The following is a 19977-nucleotide window of genomic DNA, read 5'->3' as shown; positions in this document are numbered from 1 at the left end:
GTGGTTACTACTTTTTCGGTTCGGACACGTGACAAAACAAAGACTTGGAGCCCGATTTTGATTCCATCAAAATCGAAAAAGCTCTAGCGCCAGGAAAATCAAAGGGAAACGCGTGCATATCATCCTCCGGAAACTGACCGGCCTCGGGCTCGCCATCGCGGCCTCCACGGTGGCTCCGTTTGCCGCGGCGGCGCAGACGGACATGCTGTCGCTGCGCGAGCCCTCGATCACTGGGTCCTATCTCGCGGGGCTGGCCGCGCAGGACGACCTCAATCCCGGGGTCGCGGCTGAGTTTTTCATGCGCGCGGCCGAGGCCGATTGGGACAACCCGATCCTCACCGGCCGGGCCTTTCTGGCCTATCTCGGAGCCGGCAAGATTTCCGAGGCCGCGCCGATCGCCCAGCACGTGCTCGATCTCGACCCCGCCGACGAACTCGCCCGGCTGACCCTTGGTACGGTCGCGCTCAAAGAGCGCCGCTATACCTCCGCCGATCAGATGTTCGCGCGCATTCCGAACCTATCGCTCGTCGGGATTACCGCCGGGATTACCCGCGCCTGGGCGCAATTGGGCAATGGCGATCTTGCCGGAGCCAACGCGACGCTCGATTCGATAGGGCAGGGAGGTTTCGAGGAGTTTCTCGTCTTCCATCGCGCCGTTATGGCCGATCTGGGCGGCAATCGCGAACAGGCGATCACGCTTTCGCGGCAGGCCTACGAGATCGACCCCTTCGTCACCCGTATCGCCGAAGCCTATATCCGCATCCTTGGCAATGCCGGGCGGTTTGAGGAGGCGCAGGCCGTGCTCGACAGGTTCACCGAAGAGGGCATCGCCCACCCGGTGATCGACGCTCTGCGCAAGCCGATTGCCGAAGGGCGCAAGCCGGGTTTGTTCGCCGCCAACATTCAAGCCGGTGCAGCCGAGGTTTATCACGGGCTCGGCGCCGCGCTCGCACGCGACGGCTCGTCCGAGCTTTCGATTATCTTCCTGCGCCTCGCGCTCTATCTCGACCCCGACGCGGATATCGTTTCGATGAGTCTCGGCGACATTCTTTCTGCGGCGGGCCGGTATGACGCGGCGAATGAAATTTACGCGTCCATCCCTGAAACCTCGCCGCTGCGAACGAGCGCTCTGATTTCCATCGCGGAGAACTTCGACGCCCAGGAACGGCAGGACGAGGCGATTTCGCGGCTGCGCAACATCATCAACAACGATCCGGGCAATGTCGAAGCCCTGGGGGCGCTTGGCGACATCTTGCGCTATGATGAACAGTGGGAAGGCGCAGCCGAAGCCTATTCGCAGCTTCTCGATGCAATCGACGGCGAACGCCCGCGCGACTGGCGGTTCTATTATGTCCGCGGCATTGCCTATGAGCGCGCCAGCAATTGGGATGCCGCTGAGGCCGATTTCCTCCATGCGCTCGAACTCAACCCCGAACAGCCTCAGGTGCTCAACTATCTGGGCTACACCTGGGTCGATAAGGGCATGAACCTTGAAACCGCGCTCGACATGATCCAGCGCGCGGTCGAGATGCGCCCGCGTGACGGCTACATCATTGACAGCCTCGGGTGGGCTTATTTCAAGCTTGGCCGCATTGAGGACGCCGTTGCCGAACTCGAACGCGCGGTATCGCTGCTGCCAAACGATCCCGAGCTCAACGACCATCTGGGCGATGCTTACTGGATGGCCGGGCGCCGGCGCGAGGCCATGTTCCAATGGCGCATCGCCATCGACGTCGATGAGGAAGGTACAGTCACCGCGAGGGCGCGGCCCAAGCTCATCCATGGACTGGATGGCGAGGCCACCGTTGCCAACGGCAATCACGTCCAGACCGACGTAGAGGCTCACTGAGTGCCAGGCTTCATCCAGATGACAGGCGTGTTAGCCTGGCGATTTGGATGAAGGGAACGGGGCCACGGCAAGAATGAGTAAGGCGCTTCTGATGATGGGCTGTCTATTAACGTGAAGCGCCTCACTGAGACCGCGCCGGCCAAGGTCAACCTCGCGCTGCACGTGACCGGGCGGCGCGAGGACGGTTTTCATACGCTCCATTCCCTGTGCGTCTTCACCGAACTCGCCGACCTGGTCTCCGCTGAGCCGGCGGAAACCGACGCGCTGTCGGTATCGGGCCCCTTCGGCGACGACCTGCCGAATGGCCGGTCCAATCTCGTCGTCCGTACGGTTGAAAAGTTCCGCGCACGCTTTCCCGATGCGCTTGAAACCGGCGTGGCGCTGCACCTCGAAAAACACCTGCCTGTCGCCGCAGGTCTAGGCGGCGGTTCGGCGGACGCGGCAGCTGTGATCCGGCTCCTGGCGCAACTGGTGGACGAGCCCATCCCCGACGCCGACCTCTTCGCGCTCGCCGCAAATTTGGGAGCAGACGTACCGATGTGCCTCTTCTCGCGCCCCTGCGAGGTCCTGGGCATCGGGGAGACGCTGAAGCCTGTCAATCCATTCCCCGCGCTCCATCTGGTACTGGTCAACCCGCGCGAGGCGGTCTCGACCCCGGAGGTCTTCCGACGGTTGAAATCGCGGAGCAATCCCGCCATGCCGCAGCTTCCGGGGACCATGGATCGTGCGGCGATGCTTTCGCTCTGGCTCGCTGATACCCGCAACGATCTCGAAGCTCCCGCGCGCGAAATCGTCCCGGCGATTGGCGGCATTATCGGTGCGATTGCCCAGACCCAAGGCTGCGCGCTCGCCCGCATGTCCGGTTCGGGCGCCACCTGCTTCGGCCTTTATGGCAGCGCTGCGGCGGCGCATCAGGCAGCTCATGATTTGAGGGAGAAGCTGCCGGGGTATTGGGTGGCCGCGACACCAATATTGGCGGCGTAGGGCGGACGTACGGGCCCATCCGAATTCTCGGGGAGCAACCGGCCTACCAACCGCCGCCGCCACCGCCACCCCCGCCACCACCGGACGACCCACCGCCCGAAAAGCCGGATCCCGACGATGACGACGGCTGCGCCGAGACCATCGCTGCGGCCATGCCCGTCGCCACCCCGCTCATCGTCGAGGCGAACCGGCCGCTCGAGAAATCGCCGCCGTGATACCAGCGCGGCGTATAGCTCGTGTCCGCATCCCGTACCGCATGGCGCTGGAGGTCGTTCTCGAACCGCTCCGACCACGGCTTTTCCACCCCGAGCGCCATCGCGTAAGGCAGGATCGCCTCGAACCGGGAAACGGTCATGTCCGGCTCGTCCTGGAAGTTGAGCCGCTCCTTTTCGGCGGTCTCGAGGTACAGTCTGAACCCCTCGATCTCATCCATGACCTTGCGGCCATGCACGGTCGGCGCACGCATCAGGATGCCGAAGACGATGGTGGTCGCGGCAATCGAGATCGCCGCGATAATGGGGAAGTTAATGCTGGCCATGTCCAGCGCGTCCAGCGCTATGCCTCCGAAATTGAAAAGGAACACGGCAGCGACGAGCCCGCCCATGAAGCGGCCGAAGAGCGGTCCTTGCCAGATCGAGCGCACGCCGAAGACGAAAAGCGAAAGAAAGACCGAGGCGAACAGGCCGAAAAAAAGGAAGAGCGGATCGAGAATGCCGGCAAGCACCATCACCACCAGCGCTCCAATGCCGATTGCGACACCGCACAGCGTATAAAGGATGTTGTTCTTGAAATAGACCGAACGGTTCTCGTTCTGCAGCGCGGAAACGAATTTCGAGCGTGTCTCGCCGAGCGCCTTGCCATGCTTCTTGTCGATCTTGACCGTGCCCTTCCTCGAAAGAAAGTTGAAAATGATTTCCTCGCCCGGCGGCAATTCATCTTCCGGCTGCTTCCCGGTCACCTTGAGCACGATGGTCTTCTTGCCTTCCTGGTCGATCTCGACGAGGTCCTTGGTGGCGAGCGAGATGAGCGCCGCCGAGAACGCCGTCCAGCCGCTGCGCTGCCAGCCCATGCGGTGCACGTAGTGGGTGAGCGCCGGCGAGAAACCGGCCGGCGGATAAAACCGCGGGAAAATGACCCCCTTGGCCGGATCGCGCCCGACCGACGACCACGCATAGCCATTATAGGCAAGTACGATCACAAGCAGGATCGCCGGAATGATGAGCCCGCGATTGTCCCAGAACCAGTACCAGGCCGCCTGTCCGCCGCTCGGTCCGGCAAGGACGCCCTTTTCGAAGGCGACGGCGACGGTCATGCCTTCATAGGGGGCAAGGCGCGCGGTGGTGGCAAAGCGCGCGACGGTATCGGAAACACGCTCCGCCCGCGCGGCGCTGCCGGTCGCGCCCTGCGCGCCGGTGAAGACATTGAGATCGATGATGTCCGCGCCCTCGGGCAGGGTGACGGTGGCCTTTGCCGCGAGAATCGGGAACTGCCAGAAATTACCCGTCGCGTTCCAATAAAGTTCGTCATGCTCGGCGAACATGCGCGCCGCGCGATCCATCGTATAGGTGATCTCGTAGGTGTGGAGCCCGTGGCTGATGAAGACGTCCGCATCCCCGATCCGGATGCGCTTGCCGTTCCGGATCGATTCGACAGCGTAGGGTTCGGGGCGGCCGTCGCGGGTGACGGAAATGACGTCGAGATTCGAGACGATCGGCGCGCCTTGCGGCCCTTCGAGCGCCGTGGGGATATCGCGGAAAATCCCGCGCCTGATGGAAATCCCCTCGGCGTTGACGGCGATCGTCTCGGTGATCGTTACCGACGTGTCCGTATGAACGGTGATGTTCGTATCGAACCGCTCGATGACCTCGGCGGCGGACGCGATACCCGCCGGTGCGATGAGCACCAGTACGGCAATGATCATCCAGCCCAGCACGAAGGCTGCGGTCTTTGTCATGAGTTCCCCCGCAATATGGCGCCCGGATTAACGCGCGAAGCTCACTTCCGGCACGGCACGGTCGGCTTCATTCTCAAGCTCGAAATACTCCGCTTTCGTGAACCCGAAGCTGTTGGCGACGATATTGGAGGGAAAGGATTCCACGGACACGTTGAGATTGCGCACCGCACCATTGTAATAGCGCCGCGAGAGCTGGATTTCGTCCTCAACCGTCTGCAGCGCCTCCTGGAATTCTATAAAGGTCGTATTGGCCTTCAAATCCGGATACGCCTCGGCCACTGCGAACAACCGCCCCAACGCGCCCGAAAGCAGCCCTTCGGCCTGCCCGCGCTCTCCTGGCGTGCCATTCTGCGCCGCCTGCACTGCCGCGCGCGCATCGGTGACCGCCTGCAGCGTCTCGCGTTCGTGGCTCATATAACCTTTGACGGTCTCCATCAGATTGGGAATGAGGTCCGCTCGGCGCTTCAATTGCACGTCGATGCCCGACCAGCCCTCCTCGGTCAATTGCCGGTTCTTGACGAGGCTGTTGTAGAGAACGATGGCGTAGCCGACGATGGCGACGGCCAGCACCAGAATAACCCAACCCATATCCGCATCCCTCTTCGCGATTGGCTGAAAGCGACTTTCGCACCGGCATGGCGCGATATCAATGGGATTTGGTGATGCAGCATCTCGGATTGTAAAGCGTGGCAGCGGCGAAACCGCGCCTCTGAACGGATGTATGAATCCGTGGTCTCAGGGAAGAGGTGAGGCCACGGGCCTCTAAGCCCCGCCGCCCTCAGTCTTCAGCCATGCCGCACCGCACTGCTTGGCCAGTTCGCGGATGCGCAGGATATAGCTCTGCCGCTCGGTCACCGAGATCACCCCGCGCGCATCGAGAAGGTTGAAGGTGTGGCTCGCCTTGATAACCTGCTCATAGGCAGGCAGGGCCAGCGTGTGCCGTTCGCCCTCATCTCCTGCCTCGAGTAGCGCGAGGCATTCCTTCTCCGCGTCGGCGAAATGCCGGAACAACATCTCGGTGTCGGCAACTTCGAAATTATACTTCGAGGATTCCTGCTCGTTCTGCAGGAAGACGTCGCCATAGGTGACCTTGGAGTTACCCCCGCCACCGTTGAAGTTGAGGTCGTAGACGTTCTCGACCCCCTGCACATACATCGCCAAGCGCTCGAGCCCGTAGGTGATCTCGCCGGGCACCGGCGCACACTCGAACCCCGCCACCTGCTGGAAATAGGTGAACTGGGAGACCTCCATCCCGTCGCACCAGCACTCCCAGCCCAGCCCCCACGCACCCAGCGTCGGGCTTTCCCAGTCGTCCTCGACGAAACGGATGTCATGGACCTTCGAATCGAGCCCAATGGCGGCGAGCGATTGCAGGTAGAGGTCCTGGATGTTTGCCGGGGAGGGCTTCAGGATCACCTGGAACTGATAATAGTGCTGCAACCGGTTGGGATTTTCCCCATACCGCCCGTCGGTCGGGCGCCGCGAGGGCTGCACATAGGCCGCGTTCCACGGCTTGGGGCCGAGCGAGCGCAGCGTCGTCGCCGGATGGAAGGTGCCCGCGCCCACCTGCATGTCGTAAGGCTGCAGGATCACGCAACCCTGCTCGGCCCAGAAGTTCTGCAGCGTCAGGATGAGCCCCTGAAAGGAGTTTCGGGGGTCCATGTGGGGCTTGGACGTATCGGGCATGGCAGTCTCGACAGGTTCGGGCAAAAAGCCGCGCGAACCTAGTTTGGGTGCACTATAAGGTCAAGCACGCTCAATCCCGCTTGCCGGGCCGGTAGACCCCGTCTTCGCCACGCTCCAACGTTACGACGTCCGGGCGCTTGGCTTCCTCGCGGTTGCGGGCCTGTTGCGCCTTCTTGCGCGCTTCGGCCAGTTTGTCATCCTCTTCGAACTTTTTGCGCCAGTCCTTTATGATCGTGCGCAGGCCTAGCCCGATCAGCAGTCCGGTGACAATGAGGACGAGTGTGGATATGCCCATGGCGCTATAACCCTAGCCGCGACCAGATCAACCGGTCTTCGATCCGCGCGATCGCTTCGGCGGCGGCGTCCGCGCCGAGCCCGAACCGGGGCAAGGCGAACCAGCCGCGACGCGGTGCGATCGTCTTGAGTTTGATGTGCGGACCGAACCGCTCGCGGAGCGTCGAATAGACATCGCCCAGAGCATCGACCAGCCCCATGTCGAGCCCGCGCTTGGCGGTCCAGAATTCGCCGGTATAGAGTACGTCGTCGTCCACCTTGAACTTGTCGCTCCGGCGCTCCTTGACGTGATCGATGAAGACTTCATGCACATCCGTGCTCAACTGCTTGACGCGCGCGATGTCCTCTTCCTTTTCCGGCTGAAACGGGTCGAGGAACGATTTGTTCTTGCCCGCCGTATAGAGCCGCCGCGTAACGCCGAGCTTGCCGATGGCTTCGACCAGCCCGAAACTCGCAAAGATCACGCCGATCGACCCGACGACCGAGGACGGATCGGCGATGATTTCGTCGCCCGCCGTGGCAATGAAGTATCCGCCAGAGGCCGCGGCATCCTCGACGAAAACGAGCACCTTTTTATGTTTCTGATCCGCCAACTGCCGGATGCGCTGCGCGATGAGCCGCGATTGCACCGCCGAGCCGCCCGGGGAATTGACGACGATGGCGACCACCGGCGCCTTCTTGAACGCGAACGCCTTTTCGAGGAGCGGATTGACCCCCGCAATGTTGAGCCGGCCCGGCCGCGATTCGGAACTGATGACGCCCTGCATCCGCACGACGGGGATGACCGGCCCGCCGCGTCTGAAAACGCGCCCGTACCAGGGCAGGGGTGCGGCGGCAGCCGGCTTGGTGGGCGCGGTATCGGTCATAGATCTCGAACTCCTCTACTCAGCCGAGCATTTAGGCATTTCAACGCCGTTTCGCCAGTCCAGCACCGATTTTCCGCGGAAGACCGCGTCGACATGGGGTAAAAACGCGTTGCCTTCGGTGCCATGCAGCACGAGCGAGGGCAAGAGCGTCAGCGGCGCGCGCGAGCCCTTGCGCCCCGAGATCAGCACCCGGCTCGCCGCCATGCCCGGCCGCGCCGCTATGGGCAGGACACTGACCCCACCCATGCGCGCCGTGAATGCGGCGAGCAGTTCGGGCAGGGCGGCGACCGTGTGGATGAAGATCACTTCTGCGTGCGCATGAGCAGCCGATACCGCGGTTTTGACCCATGCATCGATCGCGGTCTCGTCCATATGCCGCGCCCGGGCGCGGCCGTTGTCTGGCGCCAGCGTGCCGTTGCCGAAAAAAGGGGGGTTGGCGATAACGACATCGTAGATGTCCGTTCCCAGGCCCGCCGCGGCGCGGGCGGTACCGGAGGCGGTTACGTCGAGGACCGAAACCTCGGCATGACGGTCAAACCCGTTGCGTTCAGCGTTGGCGCGAGCGAGCGCGGCCATCTCCGGGTCGATTTCCGCCATATGGACGTGCATGGCCGGTGCGTGCGCCAGCGCCACCAGTCCGGCGACGCCCACGCCCGCACCCATATCGAGCAGTCTGCCGGTTCCGGCAGGCACGCTGGCGCCCAAAAGCACCGAGTCGAGCCCGGCCCGGAACCCGCCCTTGGGTTGGCAGATGGACAATTTGCCGCCCAGAAAGGCATCGATTGTCGTGTCTTGATGTTTTACAAAACCGGGCGTCTGGTTTACCGACATATCTTGCTTGTGTGCGCCGCCTCATAGGTGTCGAGAACACAACAATAGACGTTTGCAACGCGATGGCCTAGGGACGAGGCCGTCTTCGCGAAAGAGAACTGACATATGCCGGTTGAGAGTTTGGCGAAACAGTACGAGGGCGTAAGTCCCGGCACAATGGACCGTCTGATCGCATCGACGCGTGAGGATATGGAGGCGGTCAACCGGCTCATCCTGTCACGGTCGGACTCGCCGGTCGATATGGTTCCCGAAGTCGCCAATCACCTGATCGACGCTGGCGGCAAACGGCTCCGGCCCATGCTGACGCTCGCCGCCGCCGCGCTCTTCGGTACGGCCCAGGGCAATGGCGTGCGTTTCGCCGCCGCTGTCGAATTCATGCACAACGCCACGCTTTTGCACGACGACGTGGTCGACGAAAGCGACATGCGCCGCGGCCGCCCCGCCGCGCGCACCATATGGGGCAACCAGGCATCGGTGCTCGTGGGCGACTTTCTCCTCGGGCAGGCGTTTTTGATGATGGTGGAATCGGGTGACCTCGATGCGCTCGGCGTGCTCTCGCGCGCCGCGGCCGTCATTGCCGAGGGCGAGGTCTTTCAGCTCGCCAAGGCCGGAGATCTTTCCGCGACCCCCGAGGACTACGAAAAGATTATCAGCGCCAAAACCGCGACGCTCTTCGAGGCGGCGACCGAAGTCGGCGCCAAGGCCGGTGGCGCGGACCCGCTCGCGCGAAAGGCGCTGGCCGTATACGGACGCGAGCTCGGCATGGCCTTCCAACTGGTCGACGACGTGCTCGATTATGGCGGCGCCAAGGGTGCGCTGGGGAAAAACACCGGCGACGATCTTCGTGAAGGCAAAATGACCTTGCCCATCATCCTCGCGCTACAGACCGCCTCGCCCGAGGAACGCCGCATCATCGAAGTCGCGCTCGGCAACGCCGATGGCGGGGATGTCGAATTCGAAGCGGTGCTCGCGATTCTCAACCGCTACGGCGCGCTCGCCCAAACGATGGCCAAAGCCGAACGGCACGCCAATGCCGCCCGCGCCGCGCTCGCGGACATCGCGCCATCCGAGGTGAGGGATATTCTCTTCGACGTGCCCGAATTCTGCACGGCCCGGGCATATTAGGGTCCAGGCCCCAAGCCCGCTTCCGCCCGGATAGCGCCGGCTCATCGCCCGAACAGCATAGCCACCCTTGCCCCAAGCAATTGCAGCAAGAACCGCACCGGATAGCTCTCCGAACATGGGACGTCTTCGGCAAGAGCGGCAGGCGCGGGAGCGTATTTGACGCAGATCCGCGCGTCGAGCGGCGGGACGTCCTCGTCAAACCGTGCGCTGTAGACAGAAACCCAATGCCGCGCATCGTCGAAGTCCATATACATCGCAGCGCCGCAACAGCTGGCAACCACCCGGTTCGTCGCCGACCGGGGCTTGAGCTTGTACCCTTCTAAAAGGTCTTCGCCCTTGACCGGCGCGATCCGATCTTCCCGATAAACGAGATAATCCGAGCCACCGTCGGCACCGAGGGCGCTGACCGCAGCCGAACCCGCCTGGCAGTCGTCGCAATAACAGACGATATGCGCGACCGGCTTGCTGAGTGCGGCGATCTCCACCGTGCTACACGCGCAGCGGGCGATTCTCTGTTCCTGAGCCATCAACTTCCCTTCTTTACGCCATAAGCGGCGAGAAACACCCGTACGCCCTCATGCGCTTCCTTGCGCAATTCGTCTGGGCCGGGAATCGCATCGTCGCCCAAGAGCATCGCCCGGTTGAGTGGGGTGGACATCACCAGCCAATTGAAATGCGCTGCCGCCATCATGGCATCGTCGAACGCAAGGACGCCGCGCGCCTTGAGCGCCTCGAATACCCGCGCCAGCGTCGCAATGGCCCGCATCGGACCACGTTCGTAAAGTACCTTCGCAAGCTCGGGGAAGCGCGGCACCTCGCCGATCACCAGCCGCCGCAACTGCATGATACGCGGTGTGAGGACGATATAGAGCTGGCGAAAGGCGTATTCCTCGAGATAGGCCGCGACGTTCACGCTATCGACGTCAGGTGCCTTCTCATGCACGAGGTCGCCAGCGGCGTTCGTCATAGAGGAGACAATCTCGACGAACAGCGCCTCCTTGCTGGAAAAATGCTTGTAGACAGTCTGTTTCGACACCGCCGAACGCGCGGCGATTTCGTCCATATTGGTCCCCAGATATCCGTTAACGAGAAAAATCTCCGTCGCCGCATCGAGGATCGCTTTGCGTTTCTTGGTCGAGCGCAGGCTCGCTGCGTAGCCTGAATGGTCGTCCGGAGTCGCTTTCGCCATGAAAGGTTCATTCCCCTTGAGCCGATTCGATGTTGACACCACAGTACTGGACAGTCTAGTTCTGTGCAAGTCATTTAGTACTGGACGGTCTAGTTCTATAAGTTGGCCGCCTCAGAAGGAGCGCGAGATGAAACCGATCGGACTTCTGGCGGTCGCCGCCGCAATCATGGTCCCGGGCACCGCCCCGGCGCAGATGGAAACCGCGATGGACGCAACAGGAGAATATGCGATGTCCCAGTCCCCAAAAGCCGGCACGCTCAAGGTGCCCGGCGCAACGCTCTATTATGAACGCTGGGGGCAAGGGCCGATGCTGCTCGTTATCCCCGGCGGCCCGCAAGATGCAGGCGTCTTCGCCGATCTCGCCCGTGTCCTGGCGGATCGCTATGCCGTCGTTGCCTACGATCCGCGCGGCAATTCGCGCTCGCCGTTCGACGGCGACACCCAGCCGCTCGATCTCGATACCCAGGCCGATGACGCGGCGGCGCTGATCGACGCGCTGGGAGAGGGCAGCGCCTATGTCTTCGGCACCAGCGGTGGCGCCCAGATCGGGCTCAACCTCGCGGCCCGCTATCCGCACAAGGTCAAGATGCTCCTCGCCCACGAGCCGCCCACGACAATGCTTCTCGACGACCCCGCCGAAGCCATCGCCTTCGACGAGGCGCTTTACGAGACCTACAAAAACGACGGCGTCGACGCGGCCATGGGCATGTTCTTCGGCGCCAACGCCCTTTCGGACAGCTCGGATGGTCCGCCCGATTTGGATATACCGCCCGAGGCCTTCGAAACCTTCGAGCGCGTCAGCGGCAATTTCGAGTACTGGCTCGCCCATGGCATGCTGCCGCTCGCGCATTACCGCCCCGAGGTCGATACGCTGAAGGCGGGCGAACCGCGTGTCATCGTCGGCATCGGGTCGGAGTCCGAAGGCCTGCCGATTGCCGAAATGAGCCTCGCGCTCGCCAAGGCCCTCGGTGTTGATCCCGTCACCTTTCCCGGCGATCATTCGGGTTTCGAAGCGTATGCGGACGGCTTCGCCGAAATCCTGCACCAAACCTTTTCATCCCGGTAAGGAGCCCGGACATGCACATCCAATTCGCTGAACTGCCCGTCTTCGACCAGGACCGCGCCAAGGCGTTCTATACCGAAAACCTCAACTGCACCGTCGCCGCCGACGCTCCTATGGGCGAGGATGGCTGGCGCTGGATCGAACTCGGCTTCCCCGGCGCCCAGACCCATCTGCATTTCATTCACCGCGAAAACGACACGCCTTCGGACATGCCGGTTCTCGTCCTCGTCGAGCGCAACGTCGAAACGGCTGTCGAAGCGTTGAGGGCCAAGGGGGTCGAGATCGTCACCGAGCCGCACGAGCCCGCCTGGCAGCCTGGCCGGACGGTTGCGGAGTTTCGGGATAGCGAGGGCAATCGGATGGTGATCGGGACGCCGTAGCCATGATTGCGGATCAGCACTTCCTCTCCCTTGTAATCACCGGGCCGAGCACGGCGATGACAAGGGGGTGGGAAGCCACTATGGTGAAACGGTGCTGTCGAGGAGGGCTACAATGGCCAAACGCACCGACACCGCATCCCGCATCATTCGTGCTGCACCGGGCGCCATCTACCGCGCCTTCGTCACGCCCGACGCCGTCGCCTCTTGGCTGCCGCCCCATGGCATGAGCGGTCATTTCGAAATCTTCGAGCCGCATCCCGGCGGACGATTCCGCATGACGCTGATTTATGAGAATCCCGAAGGTGCTCTGGGCAAGGCTTCGGAGAACGCCGATATCGTCGAGGCGCGTTTCGCGGAGTTGATCCCCGGTGCGCGCATGGTCTGGGCGGTCGATTTCGTCTCCGACGATCCTGCCTTTGCGGGCACCATGACGATGACATGGGCGCTGGAACCATCCGAAGATGGCACGCGGGTCACGATCCGAGCCGAAAACGTGCCCCACGGTATCCGGGCGGAGGATCACGAGGCGGGACTCAACTCGACGCTCGAAAACCTCGCCACATATTGCGAGTAGCCGCCGCGCGGCACCTCCCACCCAATGGACTTTCGCCCCGTCCCCTGCTACCGCTTCGCCCAACCAAACCCCAAAATGACCCGCCCAAGGCCATCCGACCATGCCTGAACTGTTGCTCGAGCTCTTTTCCGAGGAAATTCCCGCCCGCCTGCAGCGCCGCGCTGCCGAGGATCTCAAAAAAGCCGTCACTAACGCGCTGGTCGAAAACGGTCTCGTCTATGAAAGCGCCGGTGCCTTTGCCACCCCGCGCCGCCTTGCGCTCACCGTTACCGGCCTGCCGCCGGCGTCTCCCGATACGCGCGAGGAGCGCAAGGGCCCCAAGGTCGGCGCGCCGGAAAAAGCCGTCGAAGGCTTCCTGCGCGGCGCCGGGCTCACCTCGATCGACGAGGCCAAGATCCAGTCCGACCCCAAAAAGGGCGATTTCTACGTCGCGGTGATCGAAAAGAAGGGCGCCCCGGCCATCGAGATCTTGAAGGACATCCTGCCCAAGACCGTCCAGTCCTTCCCCTGGGGCAAGCCCATGCGTTGGGGCTCGGGCCGGCTCGAATGGGTCCGTCCCTTGCGCGCGGTGACCGCGACCTTCGGCCCCGAGGGCGAGGAGCCGGAGATTGTGCCGTTTGAAATCGATGGGATTGCAACCGGTAACCAGACCTTCGGCCACCGTTTCCTCGCGCCCGACGCTATCAAGGTGCGCCGCTTCGACGATTATGTGCAGGCGCTCGAAAAGGCCAAGGTCGTGCTCGATATCGACCGCCGCAAGGACATCATCCGCGCCGACGCCCGTCAGCTTGCTTTCGCGCAGGGGCTCGAACTGATCGAGGATGAGGGGCTTTTGGAGGAAGTCGCCGGGCTCGTCGAATGGCCGGTCGTGATGATGGGAACGTTCGACGAGGATTTCCTTTCGGTCCCCGAGGAAGCCATCATCGCCACCATCCGCGCCAACCAGAAATGCTTCTGCCTGCGCGACGCGGCCACGGGCAAGCTTGCCAATAGGTTCATCCTGACCTCCAACCTCATCGCCGAGGATGACGGCAAGACTATTCGTTCGGGCAATGAGCGCGTCATCCGCGCGCGGCTCTCGGACGCCAAATTCTTCTACGAATCCGACCTCGCAACCCCGCTCGCGGACAATCTGCCCAAGCTCGAAAACGTCGTCTTCCACGCCAAGCTCGGCACCCAGGCCGAACGCGTCGCGCGCATCGAAAAACTGGCCGCCGAAATCGCGCCGCTGGTGGGCGCCGATGTCACCGACGCCAAGCGCGCCGCGACGCTCTCGAAGGCCGATCTTCCCACCGGCATGGTCGGCGAGTTCCCCGAACTCCAGGGCCTGATGGGGCGCTACTATGCGCTGGCACAGGGTGAAAAGCCCGAGGTCGCTGCCGCCATTGAGGACCACTACAAGCCGCTCGGCCCGTCGGACCGCGTGCCCACCGATCCCGTCGCCATCGCCGTCGCGCTCGCGGACAAGCTCGATGTCCTCACCGGCTTCTGGGCAATCGACGAAAAGCCGACCGGCAGTAAGGACCCATATGCATTGCGGAGGGCGGCGCTAGGCGTGATCCGGATCGTTGGCGAGAATGGTCTGCGTCTAAACTTGCTCGGTCTGATCGCACAGCGCTTGTTGGGCCGGGGGCTGAGCGAGGGCGAACGAAATTACGTGGTGATGTCTTCGACACTAACTATAGCTCGAGCTGCGCGTCCTTCGGATAAGGACTGGGAAGCGTTCGAACGTGTCTTCAATCCGAATGAGGGGCTCCTCGCCTTCTTCCACGACCGCCTCAAAGTCTCCCTCCGCGACGCCGGCGCCCGCCACGACCTCGTCGACGCGGTGATCTCCGAGGACAGCGACGACATCCTCCAGATCGTCTCCCGCGTCACCGCGCTCGGCACTTTGCTCGAAACCGACGATGGCAAGGCGCTCCTCGCGGGTTACAAGCGCGCGGTCAACATCGTCGTCGCCGAGGAGAAAAAGGACGGCAAGGCCTATACTGGCGACGTCGACTCGAAGGCGCTTTCCGCGCCCGAGGAGACCGAACTGGCAACGGCCATCGACCTTGCCCGCACCACCGTGGATGCCAAGCTGGCCGCCGATGACTATGCGGGTGCCGTCAGCGCTCTCGCAGCCCTGCGCGGTCCGGTCGACGCCTTCTTCGAAGCGGTGCTGGTCAACGATGCCGACCCGGCCATCCGCGCCAACCGGTTGAACCTCTTGGCGAAACTGCGCGACACCATGCACCTGGTTGCCGATTTCGGCAGGGTCGCCGGATAAGCGGAAACGAAAGACGGAGCCCATCGATGAGTGTCGGCCTTCTCGCCCTTCTCGACGACGTTGCCGCCATCGCCAAGGTGGCCGCCGCCTCGCTCGACGATATTGCCGGCCAGGCGATGAAAGCCGGGGCCAAGGCCGCGGGCGCGGTCATTGACGATGCCGCCGTCACCCCGCGCTACGTCCACGGCTTCGCCCCGGAACGCGAGTTGCCCATCGTTGGCAAGATCGCGCTCGGCTCGATCAAAAATAAGCTCATTTTCCTCCTCCCCGCCGCGCTCATCCTGAGCCTTTTCCTCCCCTGGCTCATCAACCCGCTCTTGATGATCGGCGGCGCCTACCTCTGCTATGAAGGCGCCGAAAAGGTCTACGCGACCCTCTTCCCCCACAGTGCCGCGCACCACGAGGCCAAGGTCGAGCCCTCCGCTGCCCATGCCGAAAAGCTCGAGGCCGAAAAGGTCGCCGGAGCGATCAAGACCGATTTCATCCTCTCGGCGGAAATCATGACCATCGCCCTCGCGGCCATCCCCGCGGGCAATATCGTCAACCAGGCCCTTGTCCTCGCCGTCGTCGCCTTCGGCATCACCGGCGTCGTTTATGGCGGCGTCGCACTGATCGTGAAGGCCGACGATTTCGGGCTCTATATTGCCAAGAACGGCCGCACCGCCTGGGGCAGGGCGCTTGGGCGCGGGATCGTAAAGGCGATGCCGGGCTTCATGAGAACCCTCTCGGCGGTCGGCACCGCAGCGATGATCTGGGTCGGCGGGGGCATCCTCATCCACGGCCTTGCCGGCTTCGGGCTCCACGACCCAGAACACTGGATCGAAGACGCCGCCCACGCAGTGCAAGCCGCCATTCCTGCCCTTGGCGGCATCCTTGGCTGGCTCTCCGCTGCCACGCTTTCGGGCGTCCTCGGCCTTGTCGTTGGATTTATCCTGATCCCGGTCGCCGAATTTGCGATTGCGCCGGTGCTGGGGCTGTTCCGCAAGGAAAAACCGGCAGCCCGCTAACCCGCCCGCGCACCCGTCTTGAACGGCGCCATCCCCTCATTGGCGAGCTCGTCGGCCCGCTCGTTGAGATCGTGCCCGGCATGCCCACGCACCCAGTGCCAATTCACCTTGTGCCGAGAAACGGCCGCGTCCAGCGCCTGCCAGAGTTCCACATTCTTGACCGGCTTTTTCGCCGCCGTCTTCCAGCCGTTTTTCTTCCAGGAAAAAAGCCAGCCATTGATGCCGTTCTTGACATACTGGCTGTCAGTATAAAGCTCCACCTCGCAGGGACGTTTCAAGGCGTTGAGCGCTTCGATTGCGGCGGTCAGTTCCATCTGGTTATTGGTCGTCAGCCGTGCACCGCCTTTGAGTTCCTTGGTCGTCCCGCCATATTGCAGGATCGCGCCCCAGCCCCCAGGGCCGGGATTGCCCGAACACGCTCCGTCGGTGTGAATGACGACGCTCTGCCTCACGCCACGTGCCCGGACGCTGCTTCGAGTTCGCGCAGGACGCGTGGGATGTTGAAGGCGATATTCTCGTCCGCCGTCGAGACCATCTCGACGGCAACGTCATAGCGTTCCGAAAACGCGTCGATCACTTCTTCGACCAGCGCCTCGGGCGCGGACGCCCCGGCGGTGATCCCGATCGAGGCGATGTCTTCGAACTGGGCCCAGTCGATGTCGCTCGCCCGCTGCACCAGAACCGACACGCGGCATCCGGCGCGCTCGCCCACTTCCACCAATCGCATCGAATTCGACGAATTCGGCGCTCCGACGACGATCATCGCGTCCACCTTCGGCGCGACGGCCTTGACGGACTCCTGCCGGTTGGTCGTCGCGTAGCAGATATCTTCCTTATGCGGCACCGAGATCTCGGGGAACCGGCTTTTGAGCACCATCACCATGGCGCTGGTGTCGTCCACCGAAAGCGTCGTTTGCGTCACGAGCGCCAGATTGGCAGGATCGCGCGGGGTAAACGCTTCCGCGTCCGCAACCGTCTCGATGAGCGTGATCTTGCCCGGCGGCAACTGCCCCATCGTGCCGATCACCTCCGGATGCCCCTTGTGCCCGATCAGCACGATATCGCGCCCTTCTTCGGCGTGCCGCTGGGCTTCCACATGCACCTTGGTGACGAGCGGACATGTGGCATCGAGATAGAACATGTTCCGGTGCCGCGCTTCCTCGGGCACCGATTTGGCAACGCCATGCGCGGAGAAAATAACCGGCGCCTCGGTCCCTTCGGGGATTTCCGAAAGCTCCTCGACGAACACCGCACCCTTGGCCCGCAATCCGTCGACAACGTATTTGTTGTGCACGATCTCGTGGCGTACATAGACGGGCGCGCCATACTTCTTGAGCGCCAGATCCACGATCTGGATCGCGCGGTCCACACCCGCGCAGAAGCCACGTGGGGCGCATAGATAGATATCGAGATGGGGTTTGGCGCTCATAGGTCCTGACATGCGGTTTCCACCCGCCCAAGTCAAGCCACGATCGTCAGTCAATTGACCGCAGTGTCGGGCTGTTGCCCAACGCCCCGCTCACGGGCAATATGATTGGGAATCAAGGGGAATTTTCCGGTGGCACCGTCCCAGCAAATGTTTGCACTCGCGCCGGCCATGGGCCTGCCTTCGCTCGCCAAAAGTCAGATCCGGCTTTTGGTGGGCAAGGCGCTGTGGATCTACGCGATGGCCGAGGTGGGATTGCCGGTCGTTCCTACAATCGCGATCACTCGGGCAGCGTGGGATGCGTTGCAGGCCGAACGCCCAACGCAGGGGGATAACCTGCGCAAGGTCTGGGTTGCCACGCTCTTCAAGCTCGTCAAACCCGGCACCCAGCCGCCTGACCTTGTGGTCAGAACCTCCGCGCCCAAGCATATGCCTGGCCTGAAATCCGCAAAGATCGGCATTCCCGCCCCGCAAAGCGAGGATGATGCCGTCGATCCCGAACGGCCGCTGGGCAAGGCGATCGACGCCGCCTTCGCGTCATATGGCGCCCCTGAAGGCTGGGCTGGCGAAGCGGAAATAGAGGCGCGCGACAGTCAGATCGTCATCGTCCAGTCCAAGGCCGCAGGCCGGCTTGCGCATTTCCTGACGCGCAATACCGCGACCGGTGCCTTCGGCCCCGTCGCGCTTCCGGGCGACCGCCTGCCGAAATTGCCTGAAAGCGCGCTCGATTTGGCCAATGCAATCGATGCGGCCTCCGGCCAGCATATGGCCTGCGCCGTCGCGATAGCAGGAGACGAGGCGCACTTCCTTTCCGCCCGGTCGGTCGAGGTGAGCGCAGGCGCACAGCTTGAAGCTGCGGTCGACAGGGTCGACCGCAAGGTCTGGACGCCCGCGGAGGCAGTCAGGCGCTTCAACCCCTCGCAATTGCCGCAATTGCTACACCCTCGGCTTGCCGACGGCGCGGGTACCGAGCCGCTCGCCAGCGGGTTGGGCGTCTCCCCGGGCGCCGCAAGCGGCGAGATCGTCTTTTCTCCAGAGGACGCCGCGAGGCTCCGCGCACGCGGGCGGCATTGCATACTCGTCGTCATTGAAACCGGGCCAGGCGATATCGAGGGCATGAAGGCGGCGACAGGCGTTCTCACCGCGCGTGGTGGCATGACCAGCCACGCCGCCGTGGTCGCGCGTATCACCGGAAAACCCTGCGTCGCGGGTGTGAAGGCTCTGCAGATCGACGCTGCCAGTGGTACCTGCAAAATCGGCGAGCGCAGCTTTGCCGCCGGAGACAAGATCACCATCGACGGGACCGAGGGGCAGGTCTTCGCTGACGCGCTGCCACTATCGCGCCCGCATATCGGGGGGGCGCTGTCGCGCCTGCTCGATTGGGCCGACGACAGCCGCACCATTGCGGTGCGCACCAACGCCGAAACCATCGAAGCCGCGCGCACCGCCCTGAGCTTCGGCGCGGAGGGCATCGGCCTCGCGCGCTCCGAACACATGTTCTTTTCCGCCGACCGGATGCTGGCGCTCAGGCGCCTCATCCTCTCGGAAAACGAATATGACCGCGCCTCCGCCCTTGAAGGGCTCGTCGACTATCAGGCCGCCGACTACGCCGCGCTTTTTGCGACCATGCAGAACAAGCCGGTCAACGTTCGTCTATTCGATCCGCCACTGCATGAATTTCTGCCGCGCTCCGAAGACGATATCGAGGAAACCGCCTCGGCGCTGGGCTTATCGGTCAAGGCGTTGCGCGCGCGGCTCGAGCGTCTCGTTGAGGTCAACCCCATGCTGGGGCATCGTGGCTGCCGCCTGATCATCACCTATCCCGAAATCCTCTCCATGCAGATCAGGGCTCTGGTCGCGGGCGTCGAAACGGCGATGGATAATCAGGATCTGCCGGTCCATCTCGAAATCATGGTGCCCTTCGTCACGTCCGCGCGAGAAGTTGCCTGGGTCAGATCCCGCGTTCGAGATCTCATCGGCAACGCGGAAGTCTTCCGCGAAGGCGCCAGCCTCTCCTTTGGCACGATGATCGAATTGCCCCGCGCCTGTCTGCGTGCGGGCGATATCGCGCGCGAGGTGGATTTCATTTCCTTCGGTACCAACGATCTGACCCAGACTACCTACGGTATCTCCCGCGACGACGCCCCGGCTTTCCTCGCCGCCTATCACCGCCGTGCGCTTTACGATGTCGATCCCTTCGTCACCATCGACCAGCGCGGCGTTGGCGAGTTGATCCACATCGCCATAGAGCGGGGCAGGGCGGTCAACCCGCATCTGAAGGTCGGCATCTGCGGCGAACACGCCGGTGAACCCCGCTCGCTACGGTTCTTCGCCGGGCTCGACATCGACTACGTGAGTTGCTCCCCCTATCGGGTCCCGGTCGCGCGCATGGTGTTGGCGCAGGAGGATGTGTAGGGGGTATCTCCGCTCCGCCGGCGCGGTGCTCCACCCTTCCCATAACAAGGGAGGGTGTTGCCCCC

Annotated in this window: 19 protein-coding genes; 9 read left to right on the top strand and 10 right to left on the bottom strand. The window is 63.1% G+C overall.

From position 1 onward, the window contains the following. Nucleotides 1-112 precede the first annotated feature (112 nt). The gene (locus LG281_RS07410; protein ID WP_404405872.1) at nt 113-1849 is read left to right on the top strand and encodes a tetratricopeptide repeat protein; all 1737 of its coding nucleotides are present in this window, start codon (nt 113-115) and stop codon (nt 1847-1849) included. Nucleotides 1850-1960: 111 nt separating this feature from the next. Further along, nucleotides 1961-2833 carry a 4-(cytidine 5'-diphospho)-2-C-methyl-D-erythritol kinase gene (locus LG281_RS07405; protein WP_404405870.1) on the top strand — a complete coding sequence of 291 codons (873 nt, stop codon included), beginning with the start codon at nt 1961-1963 and terminating at the stop codon, nt 2831-2833. Nucleotides 2834-2876: 43 nt separating this feature from the next. Here the strand turns inward: LG281_RS07405 and LG281_RS07400 are convergent, their stop codons facing one another. The 6 genes from LG281_RS07400 to LG281_RS07375 form a co-directional block, all read right to left on the bottom strand. Continuing rightward, nucleotides 2877-4787: a DUF2207 domain-containing protein gene (locus LG281_RS07400; RefSeq protein ID WP_404405868.1), complete on the bottom strand. Its 1911-nt coding sequence runs from the start codon at nt 4785-4787 to the stop codon at nt 2877-2879. Nucleotides 4788-4814: 27 nt separating this feature from the next. Beyond that, entirely contained in the window at nt 4815-5375 is a 561-nt protein-coding gene (locus LG281_RS07395) for a LemA family protein (protein WP_404405867.1), read from the bottom strand. 174 nt (nt 5376-5549) lie between these two features. After that, nucleotides 5550-6473, bottom strand: a complete 924-nt coding sequence (locus LG281_RS07390) for a glycine--tRNA ligase subunit alpha (protein ID WP_404405865.1) — start codon at nt 6471-6473, stop codon at nt 5550-5552. 70 nt (nt 6474-6543) lie between these two features. Then, on the bottom strand, nt 6544-6768 hold the full coding sequence (locus LG281_RS07385; protein WP_404405863.1) for a hypothetical protein: 225 nt from the start codon (nt 6766-6768) through the stop codon (nt 6544-6546). Nucleotides 6769-6772: 4 nt separating this feature from the next. Beyond that, entirely contained in the window at nt 6773-7633 is an 861-nt protein-coding gene (locus tag LG281_RS07380) for a S49 family peptidase (RefSeq protein ID WP_404405861.1), read from the bottom strand. A 15-nt stretch (nt 7634-7648) separates the two neighbouring features. After that, nucleotides 7649-8464 (bottom strand): tRNA1(Val) (adenine(37)-N6)-methyltransferase, encoded by an 816-nt coding sequence (locus tag LG281_RS07375; protein WP_404405859.1) that lies wholly within the window; start codon nt 8462-8464, stop codon nt 7649-7651. A gap of 105 nt (nt 8465-8569) precedes the next feature. On the opposite strand from LG281_RS07375, the gene LG281_RS07370 reads away from it, so the two are divergent. Further along, entirely contained in the window at nt 8570-9589 is a 1020-nt protein-coding gene (locus tag LG281_RS07370) for a polyprenyl synthetase family protein (protein ID WP_404405857.1), read from the top strand. Nucleotides 9590-9630: 41 nt separating this feature from the next. Here the strand turns inward: LG281_RS07370 and LG281_RS07365 are convergent, their stop codons facing one another. Beyond that, a complete protein-coding gene (locus LG281_RS07365) occupies nt 9631-10116 on the bottom strand; it encodes a GFA family protein (RefSeq protein ID WP_404405855.1) in 486 nt (161 codons plus the stop codon). After that, nucleotides 10116-10778 (bottom strand): TetR/AcrR family transcriptional regulator, encoded by a 663-nt coding sequence (locus LG281_RS07360; RefSeq protein WP_404405853.1) that lies wholly within the window; start codon nt 10776-10778, stop codon nt 10116-10118. Before LG281_RS07360 ends, LG281_RS07365 begins: the two co-directional genes overlap by 1 nt. A 127-nt stretch (nt 10779-10905) precedes the next feature. On the opposite strand from LG281_RS07360, the gene LG281_RS07355 reads away from it, so the two are divergent. The 5 genes from LG281_RS07355 to LG281_RS07335 all read left to right on the top strand — a co-directional run bounded on the left by LG281_RS07355 (nt 10906) and on the right by LG281_RS07335 (nt 16071). Continuing rightward, nucleotides 10906-11844 carry an alpha/beta fold hydrolase gene (locus LG281_RS07355; protein WP_404405851.1) on the top strand — a complete coding sequence of 313 codons (939 nt, stop codon included), beginning with the start codon at nt 10906-10908 and terminating at the stop codon, nt 11842-11844. An 11-nt stretch (nt 11845-11855) separates the two neighbouring features. Continuing rightward, a complete protein-coding gene (locus LG281_RS07350) occupies nt 11856-12221 on the top strand; it encodes a VOC family protein (RefSeq protein WP_404405849.1) in 366 nt (121 codons plus the stop codon). Nucleotides 12222-12333: 112 nt separating this feature from the next. After that, nucleotides 12334-12795, top strand: a complete 462-nt coding sequence (locus LG281_RS07345) for an SRPBCC family protein (RefSeq protein WP_404405847.1) — start codon at nt 12334-12336, stop codon at nt 12793-12795. A gap of 100 nt (nt 12796-12895) precedes the next feature. Further along, nucleotides 12896-15064: a glycine--tRNA ligase subunit beta gene (gene glyS, locus LG281_RS07340; protein WP_404405845.1), complete on the top strand. Its 2169-nt coding sequence runs from the start codon at nt 12896-12898 to the stop codon at nt 15062-15064. A gap of 26 nt (nt 15065-15090) precedes the next feature. Then, on the top strand, nt 15091-16071 hold the full coding sequence (locus tag LG281_RS07335) for a DUF808 domain-containing protein (protein ID WP_404405843.1): 981 nt from the start codon (nt 15091-15093) through the stop codon (nt 16069-16071). Here LG281_RS07335 and rnhA read toward each other — a convergent pair. Continuing rightward, nucleotides 16068-16523 carry a ribonuclease HI gene (gene rnhA / locus LG281_RS07330; protein WP_404405841.1) on the bottom strand — a complete coding sequence of 152 codons (456 nt, stop codon included), beginning with the start codon at nt 16521-16523 and terminating at the stop codon, nt 16068-16070. The two genes, LG281_RS07335 and rnhA, sit on opposite strands and share 4 nt — an antisense overlap. Then, nucleotides 16520-17500 carry a 4-hydroxy-3-methylbut-2-enyl diphosphate reductase gene (ispH, locus tag LG281_RS07325; protein ID WP_404406657.1) on the bottom strand — a complete coding sequence of 327 codons (981 nt, stop codon included), beginning with the start codon at nt 17498-17500 and terminating at the stop codon, nt 16520-16522. The genes rnhA and ispH overlap by 4 nt, the downstream gene beginning before the upstream one ends. Nucleotides 17501-17629: 129 nt before the next feature. Here ispH and LG281_RS07320 point away from each other — a divergent pair, with 129 nt between their 5' ends. Continuing rightward, nucleotides 17630-19912, top strand: coding sequence for a putative PEP-binding protein (locus LG281_RS07320; RefSeq protein ID WP_404405839.1), 2283 nt, complete (start codon nt 17630-17632; stop codon nt 19910-19912). Nucleotides 19913-19977: the final 65 nt, after the last annotated feature.

Source organism: Pelagibacterium halotolerans, from assembly GCF_044811015.1.
Classification (GTDB): domain Bacteria; phylum Pseudomonadota; class Alphaproteobacteria; order Rhizobiales; family Devosiaceae; genus Pelagibacterium; species Pelagibacterium halotolerans_A.
The sequence above is the reverse complement of the archived record's forward strand: the minus strand, read 5'-3'. Positions and strand labels throughout refer to the sequence as shown.